Source organism: Microbacterium sp. HD4P20, assembly GCF_019449275.2.
GTDB lineage: Bacteria > Actinomycetota > Actinomycetes > Actinomycetales > Microbacteriaceae > Microbacterium.
Window position 1 is genome coordinate 103,968 of record NZ_JAHZQZ020000019.1, and the last position, 15,772, is coordinate 119,739.

At 70.4% G+C, this 15,772-nt stretch carries 13 protein-coding genes; 3 read left to right on the forward strand and 10 right to left on the reverse strand.

Annotated features, from left to right (window positions below; translation table 11 throughout):
• Positions 1-38 precede the first annotated feature (38 nt).
• Positions 39-2,528, forward strand: a complete 2,490-nt coding sequence (locus K0817_RS15575) for a CHAT domain-containing protein (protein ID WP_219982566.1) — start codon at positions 39-41, stop codon at positions 2,526-2,528.
• A gap of 221 nt (positions 2,529-2,749) precedes the next feature.
• Here K0817_RS15575 and K0817_RS15580 read toward each other — a convergent pair whose 3' ends face one another.
• A complete protein-coding gene (locus tag K0817_RS15580; RefSeq protein ID WP_219982567.1) occupies positions 2,750-3,517 on the reverse strand; it encodes a LysR substrate-binding domain-containing protein in 768 nt (255 codons plus the stop codon).
• A gap of 35 nt (positions 3,518-3,552) precedes the next feature.
• Here K0817_RS15580 and K0817_RS15585 point away from each other — a divergent pair, with 35 nt between their 5' ends.
• Positions 3,553-3,951 (forward strand): DUF1304 domain-containing protein, encoded by a 399-nt coding sequence (locus K0817_RS15585; RefSeq protein WP_219982568.1) that lies wholly within the window; start codon positions 3,553-3,555, stop codon positions 3,949-3,951.
• 4 nt (positions 3,952-3,955) lie between these two features.
• Here K0817_RS15585 and K0817_RS15590 read toward each other — a convergent pair whose 3' ends face one another.
• The 3 genes from K0817_RS15590 to K0817_RS15600 form a co-directional block, all read right to left on the reverse strand.
• Positions 3,956-4,660, reverse strand: coding sequence for a thermonuclease family protein (locus K0817_RS15590; protein WP_219982569.1), 705 nt, complete (start codon positions 4,658-4,660; stop codon positions 3,956-3,958).
• A 193-nt stretch (positions 4,661-4,853) separates the two neighbouring features.
• A complete protein-coding gene (locus tag K0817_RS15595) occupies positions 4,854-5,261 on the reverse strand; it encodes a transferase (protein ID WP_219982570.1) in 408 nt (135 codons plus the stop codon).
• Positions 5,262-5,612: 351 nt separating this feature from the next.
• Positions 5,613-6,986 carry an aspartate aminotransferase family protein gene (locus tag K0817_RS15600; protein WP_219982783.1) on the reverse strand — a complete coding sequence of 458 codons (1,374 nt, stop codon included), beginning with the start codon at positions 6,984-6,986 and terminating at the stop codon, positions 5,613-5,615.
• 87 nt (positions 6,987-7,073) lie between these two features.
• On the opposite strand from K0817_RS15600, the gene K0817_RS15605 reads away from it, so the two are divergent.
• The gene (locus K0817_RS15605; protein ID WP_308211909.1) at positions 7,074-8,738 is read left to right on the forward strand and encodes a PucR family transcriptional regulator; all 1,665 of its coding nucleotides are present in this window, start codon (positions 7,074-7,076) and stop codon (positions 8,736-8,738) included.
• Between the two features lie 22 nt (positions 8,739-8,760).
• Here K0817_RS15605 and K0817_RS15610 read toward each other — a convergent pair whose 3' ends face one another.
• The 6 genes from K0817_RS15610 to K0817_RS15635 form a co-directional block, all read right to left on the reverse strand.
• Positions 8,761-9,090 (reverse strand): cupin domain-containing protein, encoded by a 330-nt coding sequence (locus tag K0817_RS15610; RefSeq protein ID WP_253735436.1) that lies wholly within the window; start codon positions 9,088-9,090, stop codon positions 8,761-8,763.
• Complete coding sequence (locus tag K0817_RS15615; RefSeq protein ID WP_219982571.1) at positions 9,087-10,517, reverse strand: FAD-dependent oxidoreductase; 1,431 nt, start codon at positions 10,515-10,517, stop codon at positions 9,087-9,089. Before K0817_RS15615 ends, K0817_RS15610 begins: the two co-directional genes overlap by 4 nt.
• Before the next feature lie 425 nt (positions 10,518-10,942).
• The gene (locus K0817_RS15620; protein ID WP_219982572.1) at positions 10,943-12,598 is read right to left on the reverse strand and encodes an amidohydrolase; all 1,656 of its coding nucleotides are present in this window, start codon (positions 12,596-12,598) and stop codon (positions 10,943-10,945) included.
• 79 nt (positions 12,599-12,677) lie between these two features.
• The gene (locus K0817_RS15625; protein WP_308211910.1) at positions 12,678-13,607 is read right to left on the reverse strand and encodes an ABC transporter permease; all 930 of its coding nucleotides are present in this window, start codon (positions 13,605-13,607) and stop codon (positions 12,678-12,680) included.
• On the reverse strand, positions 13,604-14,542 hold the full coding sequence (locus K0817_RS15630) for an ABC transporter permease (protein ID WP_219982573.1): 939 nt from the start codon (positions 14,540-14,542) through the stop codon (positions 13,604-13,606). The genes K0817_RS15625 and K0817_RS15630 overlap by 4 nt, the downstream gene beginning before the upstream one ends.
• On the reverse strand, positions 14,535-15,719 hold the full coding sequence (locus K0817_RS15635) for a PotD/PotF family extracellular solute-binding protein (RefSeq protein WP_219982574.1): 1,185 nt from the start codon (positions 15,717-15,719) through the stop codon (positions 14,535-14,537). Before K0817_RS15635 ends, K0817_RS15630 begins: the two co-directional genes overlap by 8 nt.
• Positions 15,720-15,772: the final 53 nt, after the last annotated feature.

Sequence of the window (15,772 nt, forward strand, 5' to 3'; positions counted from 1 at the left end):
GCTTCGCCAAGACACGTCTGCTTCGCCAAGATAGGAGCGTGACGAGTGCTGCAGAGGAGCTGCACCGCGCTGCCGTCGAGCTGAGCGTCGTCGGCAGGTACGCCGCGGCGCGTCGCACACTGGCGCGCGCGGCGGCCGTCGCCACGGAAGACGAAGCGGACGTTCGGGCGCGGATCCTCGGGACGTCGGCGTATGTGCAGCACCGGACCGGGGATCCAGCAGCAGCCGAGCGCACCTGCCGCGATGCGCTGGCGATGCCGGGCCTGACACCTCACACGGTCGCGATCCTGGCCGGTCAGATGGGTGTGATCTCGCTGCATGGTGGTCGGCTGGAGGATGCGGTGACATGGCTGAGTCGCGCCATCGCCGACCTGGCGGACGATCGCCCGGCGGCTGCCCGCAACTTGCTGAATCGAAGTGTGGCGCTCATGCAGCTTGGCCGCCTGCGCGAAGCCGACGCTGACCTCGAGGCAGCGGCGGCCACGTTCGCGAGTCTGGGCATGACGATGGACGAGGCGCAGGCGCGACACAACGTGGGATACGTCGCGCTCTTGTCCGGCGACCTCGTCCGCGCTCTGGAATCAATGCTCGCCGCGCGCCCGGACGCCGCGGCATCCCCGGTCGCGACGGCGATCGGAGATCTCGACCGCGCCGAGGTCCTACGGGACGCCGGTCTCCCGCGCGAGGCCGAGCGGACGCTGGCGCATGTGGCGCACGTGTTCGGCACATACCGGATGCGCCAGTCGCGCGCCGAGGCGGAGTTCCAGTTGGCCCGCTCGCTGCTCTCCCATGACGCGGACCGCGCCCGCACCGTCGCCGCGGCAGCGGCGCGGCGGTTTCGGGCCCTCGGCAATGACGCGTGGGCGGCGCGCGCCGAGGGGATCCGGTTGCGCGCAGCCCTCGCGGGCGAGGTCGGGTCGCGTGGGTCGCCTCCGCCGGCGCGGCGCCTCACGCGTGCAAGCCGTGCCGCCGTCGCTGCCTCAGTCGAACAACTCGTCCGGCACGGCTTCCAGAACGAAGCGGCGTCACTCAGGCTCACTGCCGCGCTCGCCGATGCCCGGACGGGTGGGCTGGTTCCGGGTGTGTTGCGGATACCGAAGCGGGCCTCGATGGAGGTGCAGTTGCTGACCCACGAGGTCCGCGCGGCTCGGGCGAGCAGGAACGGCCGGCCGACGCAGGTCCGGGCCAACATCGCACGCGGACTGGACACTCTGGCCGAATGGCAGCGCTCGTTCGGAAGCCTCGATCTGCAGACATCCGTGGCGATGCACGGAGCGAGCCTGATGTTCGCGGGACTGAGGTCCGCGCTCGCCAGCGGTCGTCCGGACGTCGTTTTCGAGTGGTCTGAGCGGGCACGCCAGTTGAGCCAGCAGGTCGCGCCTCTTCGCCCGCCGCCCGATCCCGAGATGGCGGCGGAACTCGCGCAACTGCGAATGCTGCGAGCGGAAAACGCCGACAGGGGAGGTGACTGGCTCTCAGACCCCCGGGCAGCGGCGTTGCGGGAGCGCGCGCGCGAACGACAGTGGACGGCCGTCCGGTCGGGAGCCGCCTACGACCGGATCTCTCTCACCGAATTGCAGGAAGGCCTCGAAGACGGCACGGCCTTCGTGACCTACGTGTTCACCGGCGTCGAGATGGCAGCACTCGTTGTCACGTCGGACCGCACTGCGGTGCACCGGTTGCGACCGTGGGCGGACATCCAGCGCCTTCTGAGCGGCCTGCGCGCCGACCTCGACGTGTCGGCTTCGATACGTTCCGGTCCCGTGGCTTCAGTGGTGCGCGCCGCGCTCGAAGAGCGGATGTCGGCGCTCTCTTCGGCGCTCCTCGCAGACGTGCTGTCGTCGACTGATGCCCGGAGAGTCGCCCTCACCATCCCGGGCATTCTCAGCGGAGTCCCGTGGGCCATGCTCCCTGCTCTCCGGGATCGCGTCCTGACGGTCGCGGTCTCGGCGACTCAATGGCAGCACAGACGCCACGGCACCGGAGCCGACCGACCGACCGCGGGTTTCGCCGTAGGGCCGCGGGTGGCGCGGGGCGCTGAGGAGACCGCTGTCGCATCGCACGCCTGGCACGCCGCGCGCACGCTCTCCGGGGCGACGGCCACCGTGGACGCGCTCGTCGCGATGGGCTCCGAAGTCGACGTGCTCCACATCGCCGCGCACGGCCGCCACGCGGCGGACAATCCGATGTTCTCGGGCCTGGAGCTCTCCGACGGGACGCTGTTCGGCTATGACATCGACCTCATCGACAAAGTTCCTGACACCATCATCCTCTCTGCCTGCGAAGGAGGACGCTCGTCCGTGCGATGGGGCGAGGAAGCGATCGGGATGACGCGCATCTGGCTGCACGCCGGCACACGAAGCGTTGTGGCAGCACCGGTCATCGTCGCGGACGACGACGCGTGCGAGCTGCTCGGGGCGATGCACGAGCGCCTCGCGGCAGGGGCATCACCGTCCGAAGCTTTGGCTGCGGCATCCGAGCGCACCGGCATCGTCGCGCCGTTCCAAGTGCACGGCGCGGGCTTCTGAGCGGGTCGCGAAGAATTCCGGCAACGATGTATCAGCGCCGCAGCTCGCGACTCCAGGTGATCGGAGCTGCTCGTCGCAGTCCGGCACCTGGGGGCGCCGGATGCTGGGAGCGTGAGACCCGCCCGGGGATGCGTCTGGGGCGCACGGTCTTGCGAGCGGATTCCACGGGGGATGTCGTACGACCCGGGTCGGCGGCATCCCCCGCACACCCTGCCGCGGGTTCAGCGCGAGGAGTTCGCCGTGCGTCCGCGCACGATCCCGACGAAGGTCTCGACCTCGGCCGACGTACGGTCCGTGACCCACGCCAGGGCGACCGTCGACACCGGACCGCCCCGCAGGGGCCGGTACTCCGTGTCTTTGCGCTGATGCAGGCGCGCGAGCGACATCGGCACCACGACGATCCCTACGCCGGCCGCCACCGTCGCGATGGCCTCTGCGGTGTCGGGCGGCGGAGCGAACCGCGGCGCAACAGTGCCGGGGATCCGGATGCCGAGCACGTCGTCCCGCGGAACGATGAGCACTTCGCCCTCCAGGTCGACGGCGTCGAGCTCGGCTGCCACGGTGAGATGGGAGTCGCGCGCGCACACCACGACGGGCACCTCGTCGTAGAGCGGGATGACGTCGAGCCCGTCCCTGTCGATCGGCAGCCGCACCAGCGCGGCGTCGACCTCGCTCTCGATCAGCGCGTGATGCTGGTCCGACACGGCCAGGGGCACGAGCTCGAGCGCGGTGCGCGGCATCCGTTCGTTCCACGTGTCGATCCATTTGCCGGGCGTCGCGCCGGGGATCGCGCCGAGCCGGAACGGACCGGCCGGCTCCGACGCGGGAGGGGTCGGCGCAGGACCGGGTGACGGCTTCGGCGTGCGCTGCGGCCGGCCGGCCGCGCTCTTGCCCGCAAGCGGGGAGCCCTTGGCCTTCGCCGTGCGCCGGGTCAGGGCATCCCGTCGCGGTCTTCCGCCGCGCCCGCCGCCCGCCCTGCCCTTCGCCATATCCCTCAGGGTAGCCGGGGCGCTATCGTTCGCTCATGCTCGCCATCCTCGCCACTGTCTTCGCCGCTCTCGCCGCCCTGCTCCACGTGTACATCTTCGTGATGGAGAGCGTGCAGTGGACGCAGCCGCGCATCTGGCGCCGATTCGGCGTCACCGACCAGGCCGCCGCCGAGACGACGAAGCCGATGGCGTACAACCAGGGCTTCTACAACCTCTTCCTCGCGATCGGCGCGGTGATCGGGATCGTGCTGTTCCTGGCCGGGTCGGCGGACCCCGGTCTGCGCGCGGCCGGCCTCGCGCTGGTGCTGTTCTGCCTCGGGTCGATGGTGGCTGCTGCCCTCGTGCTGCTGACGACGGGCATGAAGTACCTGCGGCCCGCGCTCATCCAGGGCACACTGCCGCTCATCGGGTTCGTGCTGGTGCTGTTCGCGTAGACGGTCAGCGGCACGCGCTCCAGCGACCGGCTCCGGATGCCTCGGCCTGCGCCTGTGCGGCGGCCAGCAGATCGTGATGCTCGACGTTGGGCCAGATCCGCATTGTTTCGGCGTCGCCGGCCGCGACGAGTTCGTGGTTGACGAACCGGCCGTCGTCGGTCCACAGATAGAACAGGCGGCGGTCGTAGTCGTCCCATGTTTCGATGTCGGGCGCAGCCCACACGGTCGAGCCTTCGGGAACGAGCCGCGCCAGGTGTGCGCGCGCCTCGTCGGCCCAGCACTCGAGCGACGGCGTGCCCTCGGGGGTGTCGATGCCGATGAGCCGGATGCGGATCGGCCGCTCGGTCGTGACGATGTCGTTCGGGGTCTGTACGCGTGCCTCGATCGTGTCGCCGTCGTAGACGTGCGTCACGGTGAGCGGGAAGGCCGCGAGCGGACGGGACGGGATGCCGGTGCCCGACGGTGCCCGCTGCTCGGTGGCCTGCGGCGTCGGGGTCGGGGTCGGCAGCATCTCGTGCAGGCGGCGATCCATGTCGACGCTGATGCCGCGGCGACCGACGTCGAAGCCCCACGTTCCGTCATCCAGGCCGGAGGTGCCGCGCCACACCATCGCGACGACGAAGACCACGACGCCCGCCACCACGACGAGCAGCAGCTCGAGGTTTCGGGGCCGCCGGCGTGTCGGGCGGGTGCCGAAGTCGTCTCTCACCGCGCCAGGCTAGGCAGATCGGCCCGAGCGCCCTGGCCGTTGTCCACAGGGCACGGCGCCCGTCCGTCGCCGCGTTGTGCGAAAACACTGGCCCGTCACGGCGACACGCCGTGTAACGAGACGTCGAGTCGGCGTCACCGACCAGTGTTTTCGCAGTGGGGCAGCGCGGGATGCCGCGCCCCGGCGTCCCGGATCAGGCGGCGAGCCGCAGCCCCCGGCGGTCGGTCGCGACGCGCTCGCCGTCGGCGATCGTCTCGTCGTCGCCGATGAGCGAGCCGCCCGCGACGCGAGCCTCGCTGCCGACCTGGGTGCGCACCCCGATCTTCGCGCGCGGGCCGATGGCGGCGCGCGGACCGATGTGGGCATGGGGTGCGATCTCGGCGTCGGGGCCGATCACGGCATCCGACTCCACCCACACGCCGCGGCCGACATGCGCGCCCGCGGCGATCTGAACACCCGGTTCGACATACGCCCCCGCTTCCACGATGGCGCTCGGGTGCACCTTCGCTCCATGCGCGATCAGACCACGGCCGTTGACGTGCTTGCGATAGCGCAGCGTCTCGCCCCGGTCGTTCTCGATGTCGACGTAGTTCTTGCCCACTGTCCCCTCCTACGGCACGGTTCTGTGCCGAGTAAAGAAACAACCTCGGTGCCTTCAATTTCATTCCCGCGCATCGGATCGATTCGAGGAACGGGCTTGCACGTTGTTCGGAGGCGAGGTAGCGACCGGATTGCCCGCGACGGACGCCGCCGCCCGCCGCCCACCCCCCGTCGAGTACGTATCCTCTCGCCGAGAACGCAGGTCGTCGGCGTGCGTAGCGTGCGGTTTCGGCGAGAGGACATGATCTCGACGGATGCCGGCGGCCCGGCGTGGTGGCCTGGCCCGGGCCGGGCCGGGCGGGCCGGGCCGCCGCACGGGCGGGGCGGGCCCAGCGCTGCGGGTCCGAGGAGGCTACCGGGCGGCGTGCTCGTCGGCGACGGAGAGGGCGCGGTCGATCACGTCCAGGCCGCGCACGAGTTCGTCCTCCGAGATCACCAGGGGCGGTGCGATGTGCATGCGGTGGAAGTGCGTGAACGGCCACACGCCGTCGCGCTTGCAGGCCGCCGCGACCGCAGCGACCGGCGCGGCCTCGGCGCCGGTGGCGTTGAACGGCACGAGCGGTTCGCGGGTCCCAGCATCCTTCACCAATTCGATCGCCCAGAACAGGCCCATGCCGCGCACGTCGCCGACGGACGGATGCCGCGCCGCGATCTGGCGCAGACGAGGCTCCACGACGCGCGCGCCGAGGTCGCGGACGCGCTCGAGGATGCCGTCGCGCTCGAAGACCTCGAACGTCGCGACGCCCGCCGCGCATGCGAGCGGGTGCCCGGAGTAGGTGAGGCCGCCTGGAAAGGCGACGGTGTCGAAGTGCGCCGCGATCCGCTCCGAGATCACGACACCGCCGAGCGGCACGTAGCCGGAGTTCACGCCCTTCGCGAACGTGATGAGGTCGGGCACGACATCGAACGCCTGGAACGCGAACCACTCACCGACGCGGCCGAACCCCACCATGACCTCGTCGGCGATGAACACGATGCCGAACCGGTCGCACAGCTCGCGCACGCCGGCGAGATACCCGGGCGGTGGCACGAGCACGCCGTTTGTGCCGACGATCGTCTCGATCACGACGGCGGCGATCGTGGACGCGCCCTCGAGCACGATGGTCTGCTCGAGGTGGGCGAGAGCGCGCTGCGTCTCTTCCTCCGGACTCGACGAGTGGAAGGGCGACCGGTAGGGGTAGGGTCCGAAGAACTTGGCGACCGAGCCGTCGGCGGGCTCGTTCGGCCAGCGGCGCGGGTCGCCCGTCAGAGCGATCGCGGTGGAAGTGTTGCCGTGGTAGCTGCGGTACATCGACAGGACCTTGCGCCGGCCCGTCACCAGACGGGCCATACGCACCGCATTCTCGTTCGCGTCGGCGCCGCCGTTGGTGAAGAACACCTTCTCGAAGCCGTCGCCCGCGACCTCGGCGATGCGACGTGCGAGGTCGCCGCGCACGTCGTTCGCCATCGATGGCTGGATGGTCGCGAGACGCCCGGCCTGCCGCTGAATGGCCTCCACGAGATCCGGATGCTGGTGCCCGAGATTTAGGTTCACTAGCTGCGAGCCGAAATCGAGGTAGGCCTTGCCCGCGTAATCCCAGAAGGTCGACCCCTCGCCCGCCGCGACCGGAAGCGGATCGATGAGCGCTTGCGCACTCCACGAATGGAAGACGTGGCCGCGGTCGTCGGCGCGCACCCGCGCGTCGGCCTCGAGGTCGGGCTGGATGCCGGTGAGGGTGTCGGTCATGGGGCTCCTGACGGCTTCCGGACAGATCGTGCGGCGATCACATAGGCTGAACGCGTCCAGTGTTTCAGAGCAGCAGAGGCGGAGCCGGTGCCCGACCGTCGCGAAGATCGAGCGATCCAAACGGATCGTCCGGCCGATCTCTCGGCCGATGAAACGCTGCCCAGCGTGCGCGAGGTGATCGCCCTCGAGGCGGTGGCGAACGGTGTTCCCGAGGTGCTCGTCGGGGACGACGCGCTCGACGCGCGCGTGCGTTGGCTGCACGTCTCCGACAGTGCGGGGGTGCCGCGGCTGCTCGACGGCGGCGAACTGCTGCTGTCGACCGGGTCGTCATGGCCGGCCGAGCCCGGCGACCTGCGGCGCTTCATCTACGAGCTCGCCGACGCCGGCGCATCCGGCCTCGTGCTCGAGCTCGGCACCCATTACCGATACGTTCCCGCGATCGTCGTCGAGGCCGCACGCGATCGCGGGCTGGCGCTGGTGGTGCTCCACCGCGAACTGAAGTTCGTGACGCTGACCGAGGCCGTCCACAATCGCATCATCCGCGGCCAGACCGATGCGCTGCGCGCTCGTGACGAGGTGCGGGAGCGGTTCACCGCCCTGGCGCTGCGGGGATCGCCCGCGGACTTCATCGTGCACCAGCTGGCGCAGACCCTGGGTGCGCCGGTGGTGCTCGAGAATCTCGCGTACGAGGTCGTGGCCGCCGAGGTGCCTCTCTCGTTGGAGGACGAGCTCTTCACCGAGTGGGAGCTGCGATCCCGCTCGGCGCACCGGCGCGCGGAGTATCGGCGCGAGCGGGGTGCCACCGCCGGCGGCGAGGACTGGCTCATCGTGCCCGTCGAGGCACGCGGCATCCGGTGGGGGAATCTCGTCGCGCTGCCGGGGCCCGAGCATCCGGCTGGACGCACCGCCGTGCTCGAGCAGGGCGCGATCGCCCTCGCGGTGGGACGGCTCGCCGACGGCGAGGCCGACGAGTGGGCCCGCATCGGGCGTCGGCGGCTGATCGACGGTCTGCTCGCCGGGCGGTTCGCGGGAGTGGGCGGTGCGGGCGCACGGCTCGAGGCGGCGGGCCTGCCGCTGCGCGACGCGCGGCAGTTCGGGATCGTCGTGTCGGGTGCGGCCGTGGCGACGGAGCGAGCGGATGCCGCGGCCCGCGCCCTGCGCGGACGCGTGCTGGCCGGCTCGGCTCCCGACGGCGTCGCCGCGCCCGCATCGGCCATGCTGCTCTCGTTGCCAGCGACCGCCATCTTCGACGACGATGCGGTCCGCGCCTTCGCACGCGCCCTCGTAGACCCGGCCGAGATCGACCGCGTAACCGTGTCGATCGGCCGCGGCGCCGACGAAGGCCTCGACGCTGCGCTGGCTTCACTGCACGAGGCGGTCGACCTCGCCCGCGGACGCCGGCGCCGTGCCGGTCGAGGCCCGCACCTGCGCCGCGCCGAGAACCGGCCCCTGGTGCAGTTGGTCACGGCGCTGCGCGATGACCATCGCGTCCTCGAGCACGGAGAGCGGATGCTGGCCCCGCTCATCGCTCACGACCTGAGCCGTTCCGGCGACCTGCTCGACGTGCTCGAGGCCATGCTGTCTCACCCGGGCAACCGCACGGCGGCAGCCTCGGCATCCCATCTGTCTCGCTCGGTGTTCTATCAGCGCATCGCCCTGATCGAGCAGCTGCTCGGACTCGACCTCGACGACGGCGAGACGCAGACCGCCCTGCACCTCGCGCTGCTGGTGCGGAGGTCGGCCGGCCGCTGAACCCGGGCGGCGCCTGACCCGGTCAGCCCAGGACGTAGACCTTTCGGAGCGTCTCGTGCACCGTCCACACCGTGCGCATGCCGGCCGTCAGTCGCACGATCGAACCGGCCCGCAGCTCGATCGGCGGCAGCGACGTCTCGTCGAACGACACGGTCGCCGAGCCTGACAGCACCACGAACACCTCGTCGGCCTCGACGTCGGTCGACGTGCCGGGCGTGTGCTCCCACACCCCGATCGTCTCGGTCAGTTCGACGAGCCCCGTCTCGGGGGAGCCGGCCGTGACCTGGTCGTGAGGCACCGGCGTCATCGCGAGCGCCAGGGCCGCGGCATCCGTCACCGTTCCCGGGTTCACGAGTCGAAGCCCAATCCGAGCGCGTCGAGCGTCTTCAGCAGCACGTTGCGGCGGCCCTCGTTGTGGTCGGCGCGGTCGAGCGACCAGCGGGTGGCGTTGATGCCGATCGCAGCGGCCGGCTCGGGTGGGAACGGCAGCGGGCGCTTGCGCACCATCTCGAGGCCGGTGCGTTCGGTCGAGGCGCCGTCGAGCAGGTCGAGCATGACCTCGCCCGCGAAGCGGGTCGAGGCGACGCCGAGCCCCGTGAAGCCCGCGGCGTAGGCGACGCGGCCCTCGCGCGCGGTGCCGAAGAAGGCCGTGAACTGGGTCGAGGTGTCGATCGCGCCGGCCCACTTGTGGCTGAAGCGCAGTCCCTCCAGCTGGGGGAACGTCGTGAAGAAGTGACTCGCCAGCTTCTCCCACGTCGCGGGCCGGTGCTCGTACTCCGGGCGCACCGCACGACCGTAGTGGTAGATCGCGTCGTAGCCGCCGAAGAGGATGCGATTGTCGGCGGTGAGCCGGTAGTAGTGGAACTGGTTGGCCAGGTCGCCGATGCCCTGGCGGTCGCGCCAGCCGATGCTCGCCAGCTGCTCGGCGGTGAGGGGCTCGGTCATCAGCACGTAGTCGTATACCGGAACGGTCATGAGCCGGTTGCGCTTGATGAGCGACGGGAAGACGTTGGTCGCGAGCACGGCACGGGATGCCTCGACGCGGCCGGTGTCCGTCGCTATGACCGCGCCCGGGCCCGAGGTGTCGAGCCCCGTGACGTGGGAGCGCTCGAAGATCTCGACGCCGCGCTCCTCGCACACACGGGCGAGCTCGGCGGCCAGACGCGCGGGGTGCAGCAGCCCGCATGTGCGCTGCTCCCACACCGCCGCGAGGTAGGTGGGGGAGGCGACGGATGCCCGGACCTCGGCCTCGTCGAGGTAGACCACGCCCTCCTCGTCCTCGGCGGCCCAGTCCTTGAGCCACTGCACCTGGTGCGGCTCGATCGCCGGCGCGAGCTGGCCGGTGCGCTCGAACTGGAAGTCCATGCCGTAGCGGGCCTCGGCCGCCTCGATCTGGTCGAGATTCTCTCTGCCGAGCCGTTCGAGCACCGGCATCTCGTCGGGCCAGCGGGCCATCCCGTTCTCGTGGCCGTGTGTCAGGCTCGCCTCGCAGAAGCCGCCGTTGCGACCCGATGCCGCCCAGCCGACGCGCTGGGCCTCGACGATCACGACCTTCGCGCCCGGGTCGCGCTCGGTCGCGAGCAGGGCGGTCCACAGCCCGGTGTAGCCGCCGCCGACGACGACGAGATCGGCGCGGTGCGTACCCACCAGCGGGGGGCGGTCGGGCAGGAGGCTCTCGGGGAGATCGTCCCGCCAGAACACCGAGTGCCTGGTCTCGGCGAGGGATCGATGGACGACGGATGCTGCCGGCCGCTGTCGTTCGAAGACGGTCGTGCCCACGGGTATCAACTCCGATGCGAAGGTTTCGACCATCATCCCGCGCGCACCGCGGCGGCGGCATCCAGCCGGTGTCGGGAGTTTCCCCGGTCGCCGGACAGCCTGTCGGGGCCGGATCAGCGCGCGGGGACCTCCGCAACCAGCGCGTCGGCGTCCCCACCCCTGTCGAATACGTATCCTCTCGTCGAGAACGCAGGTCGTCGCCGTGTGTAACGTGCGGTTTCGGCGAGAGGACATGAACTCGACGGATGCCGGCGGCCCGGGCCGCTGGCAGCCAGGCGTGCGTGACGCAGCCAGGCGTGCGTGATGCTGCCAGGCGCGCGTGCGGCGGCCAGGCGTGCGTGACGCAGCCAGGCGTGCGTGCGGCGGCCAGGCGCGCGTGCCGCGGCCCGGGCTGCCGGCAGCCAGGCGCGCGTGCCGCGGCCCGATCAGGCGTGGGCCGCGGCGTAGACGCGCTCGCCCTCGACGAAGGTCTGCAGCACGCGGGTCGCCCCGATCTGGTCGGCAGGACCGGCGAAGGGGTCACGGTCGAGCACGGCGAGATCGGCGAGCTTGCCGACCTCGATCGTGCCGGTGGAGTCGTCGAGGTGGTTCACCCACGCCGAGCCCGCCGTGTACGCGGTGAGCGAGGTCGCGAGGTCGATCGCCTGCTCGGGCAGGAACGCGTCGTACTCGCCCTCCTCGTGGCCCGGCGCCGCCTTGCGGTTGACGGCGGTGTGAATTGCCGCCATCGGATCAGGGCTCGACACCGACCAGTCGCTGCCCGCCGCGAGCACAGTACCCGCGCGCAGCAGGCCGCCGAACGGATACTGCCACGCATCGCGCGGCGACCCGAGGAACGGGAGAGTGAGATCGACCATCTGCGGCTCGTACGTGGCCCACAGCGACTGCATGTTGGCGGCGACACCGAGCTCGCGAAAGCGCGCTATGTCTTCGGGGTGCACGACCTGGATATGCGCGATGTGGTGGCGGTTGTCGCGCCGTCCGTTGCGGGCGATGGCGTGCTCGACGGCGTCCAGGCACTCGCGCACGGCGCGGTCGCCGATCGCGTGGAAGTGCACCTGGAAGCCCTCGGCGTCGAGGATCGGCACCGCCTCGTTCAGGATCTCGGGCGCGACGAACGAGATCCCCGAGTTGTCGGTGAAGTGGCCGTGCCCGTCGCAGTAAGGCTCCAGCATCGACGCGGTGAAGTTCTCGGCGACCCCGTCCTGCATGACCTTGACGGATGTCGCGGCGAAGCGTCCGCCCCGGTACCGGTCTCGGCGCTCGAGGATCGACGGGATCTGCTCCAGCCCCGCGGTGCGGTCCCACCAGATCGCGCCCACGACGCGCGCGGTCAGGCGCCCGTCCGCGGCGGCGGCGAGATAGGCGGGACCGGGGTCGCCGGCATCCCCGTACGAGCCGACGATCGCGTCCTGCCACGCCGTGATGCCGAACGAGTGCAGGTAGCGCTGCCCCACGAGCAACGCCTCGGTGAGGCGTTCGAGCGGCTCTTCGGGGAGCAGCCGGTTCACGAGGGTCATCGCGCCCTCGTGGAGAGTTCCCGACGGATGCCCGTGAACGTCGCGCTCGATGCGGCCGTCGGCGGGATCGGGGGTGTCGCGGTCGATGCCCGCGAGCCGCAGCGCCGCCGAGTTGACCCATGCGCCGTGCCCGTCGCGGTTCGGGAAGAACGCCGGGAGGTCGCCGGTCACGGCATCCAGCGCCGCGGCGGTCGGCGTGCCGCCCGGGAACGCAGACATCTGCCACCCGCCGCCCAGGATCCATTCGTCGTCGGGATGCTCCCGGGCGTACCGTCCGATGGCATCGAGGTACTCCTGGGAGGTGCCCAGTGCGGCGAGGTCGCACCGCAGCATGTCGAGCCCGCCCCACACCGGGTGCACATGAGCATCCTGGAATCCCGGGACCAGCATCCGGCCTCTCAGGTCGACGATCTCGGTCGATGCGCCGACGAGGTCGCCGATCTCGTCGCCGCCGACCGCGACGATCCGCCCGTCCTTGACGGCGACCGATCGCGCACTCGAGCGCACGGTGTCGGCGGTGAACACGGGTCCTCCGGTGAACACGAGGTCGGCGTGAGCCATGGGTCTCCTGTCGGTTGCGGCGTCCCGTCTCGCTTGCTGAGCAGGGAGCTCAGCGGGCGGGCTGTCCGGATGCGGCCGCTCAGCCGCCGGTCATGGTCCGGGCGATCTGCGTCGCCGAGTCGCCGGCGCGCTTGAGCACCAGCGCCACCAGGGCGAGAGCCACGAGAGTGAGCAGGAGCATGATCGTCGAGACGGCGGCGATCTCGGGGCGCAGGCCCGACCGCACCGCCGAGAGCACATACACCGGCCACGGCGTGGTGCCCGACACTTGCACGAAGGCCGCGATGACGGTGTTGTCGAGACTCAGCGTGAAGGCGAGCAGGAAACCTGCCAGCACCGCCGGCATCGCCAGCGCGAGGGTGATGCGTCGGAACGTCGTGAACGGCGTGGCGTAGAGATCGGCGGATGCCTCTTCGAGGTTCGCGTCCTGGCCCACCAGCCGCGCCCGCACGATGTACGAGACGACCGCGGTGGCGAACAGCGACGAGCCCACCGACAGACGCACGATGCCGTCGTTGAACATTCCGAGGCCGAAGTCCTGTCCGAGCAGCACGAACCAGGGGAGCAGCGCGACCGCGTCGACGATCTCGGGAGTCACCGAGACCAGCAGCAGCAGGGACAGGAACCACCACACCCACTTGCCCGGATGCCGTGCCATCGCGATGCCGGCGAGGGTGCCCAGCACGGTGGCGATGATCGCCGCGATGAACGCGGTGATGAGAGAGACCCGCACCGCGCTCTGGATCGCCGGCTTCTCGACGATCGTCCAGAAGGCGTCGAGCCCGAAGCCGTCCCACGACACCAGGAGGCGTCCGGTGTTGAACGAGTACACGACGATGACGATGATCGGCAGGAACAGGAACAGCATCACCAGGACGCCCCACACCGTGAAGGCGACGTCCGACCACGACCTGTGGGCACGACGGCGGGGCATGCGCCCTGGCGGCACCGCGCTCGGGCGCTCGCGCAGGATCGTCTCGGTCTGGGTCATGACTTCGGGGCGGGTCACGTGGTCACCTCCGCGGGGGCTGTGGCCGCGGCATCCGACTTCGCCGGCATCGCCGGCCCGAGCACGAGCCGGTTCCGCGCGCGGAACGGCATCGTCACGAGCCAGATCAGCGCCGCGGCGACGCCGATCGTGAGCATGATCACGAGCATCAGCAGCACCGCCATCGCCGAGCCGAGCGCCCAGTTCTGCGCCGTCTGGAACTGGCTGGCCACGAGCTGGCCGACCATGTTGCCCTTCGCTCCACCGAGAACGGTCGCGGTGATGTAGTCGCCCATGAGCGGGATGAACACCAGCAGCACGCCGGCGATGATGCCCGGCCGTGAGAGCGGCAGCGTGACGCGGAAGAAGGTTGCCAGCTTGCCGGCGCCGAGATCCTTCGAGGCCTCGCGCAGGGCGGGACCGACCCGGTCGAACGCGACGAACAGCGGCAGGATCATGAGCGGGAGGTAGTTGTAGACGACACCGATGACGACCGCGGTGCGCGTGTACAGCAGGTCGAGCGGGCCGTCGAGCACGCCGATGCCCTGCAGCAGCGTCGACAGCCAGCCTTCGGGCGCCATGATCACCTGCCACCCGATCGTGCGCACCAGGAAGTTGGTCCAGAACGGCACGAGCACGAGGGCGATCAGGATGCCGCGGCGCTGCGGCTTGACCTTGAACGCCATCCAGTACGCCACTGGCGCGCCGATGAGGAAGCACAGCACGGTGCCGATGATGCCGACCCCCAGCGTGTTCTGGAAGGTCGAGAAGAACGTCGGCGAGAACGCCTCGACGTAGCGGTCGAACGACAGGATGTCGTTCGCGTGGGTGCCGAAGACGCCGGGTTTGTAGCCGAAGCTGAACCACACCACCATCGCCACCGGGGCGACGAAGAACAGGAGGAGCCACGCCCAGGCAGGAATCGCGAGCGCGGCTCCGGCCGAGCGGCTACGCACCAGCGGCGGCCTTCATCTCGTTCCAGATCTCCACCCGCACGGTCTGCGAGTCGTTGAGCTCCTGCTCGTGCATGGTCTCGAGCTGCTCGGGCGTGAAGAAGATGAGCTCGGGCAGGGCGAGGCCGGCGTCCACTGCCTCCTGCTCCATGTCCTTGCCGCCGACGTTGTAGCCGATGTAGTCGAGGTTCAGGAACAGGTTCTCGGGCGTCATCGAGAAGTTGATGAACGCGTGCGCGGCCTCGGGATGCGGCGCCCCCTCGGCGATCGCCCAGTTGTCCATCCACAGCTCGGTCTGCGGCCCGGGCAGCACCCACTGCCAGCGCTCCGGCTCGCTGGACTCCATGAGTCCCAGCCGCGCGTCGCCGTTCCACGACTGCATGAGCGCCTGCGTGCCCTGGGGGATCGCGTTGGTGCCGGGGTAGGAGTCGAATGCCGAGATGTGCGGCGCGATCGTCTCGACGAGGAACTGGCGGCAGGCCTCGAGCTGGTCGGGGTCCTCGGTGTTCCAGTCCAGGTCGTTCGCCCAGAAGTACGCCCCGATGATGCCGGCCGGGTCGTCCGACATCGACGTGCTGCCGCTGGCTTCGTTCTGCGCGGCGTCGAAGAAGTCGCCCCACGTGGTCAGCTCCCGTGTGATGACGTTCTTGTCGTACACGAAGCCGGTCGTGCCCCACGCCTTGCAGACGGAGTAGTCGTTGTTCGGGTCCCACGCGCGGCCGAGGTAGGCCGGGTCCATGTTCGACAGGTTGGGCAGCAGGTCCTTGTTGAACTGCGTCAGCAGGCCGTTCTCGATCATCTGCGGGATGAACACGCCGGTCGGCACGACGATGTCGTAGCCCGACGTCCCCTTCGCGGCGACGAGCTTGGCGATGAGCTCCTCGTTCGACGAGTACGAGTCGAGCGTCACCGTCGGCCCCAGGTCGGCGGTGAAAGCCGAGACCACATCGGGCGAGTCGTAGTCGCCCCACGTGTAGATCGACAGGTCGCCCTCGAGGTCGCCACCGGTGGCCTGTGGTGCCGGCGAGGCGCCGCCGCCCGGCGCGCAGGCTGCGAGCACGGTGGCACCACCGGCGAGCGCGGCGAGGCTGAGGAAGCGCCGACGCGAGAGTTCGCGAAGGATCACCGGCGCGGCGGCCTCGGAGGCGAGGATGCGGAGCTGGCTGCGGGACTGGTTCATCGGTGTCTCCTGGATTCGGGTCGGGAGCCGGTGAGGCGGGTGGACGGCATCGG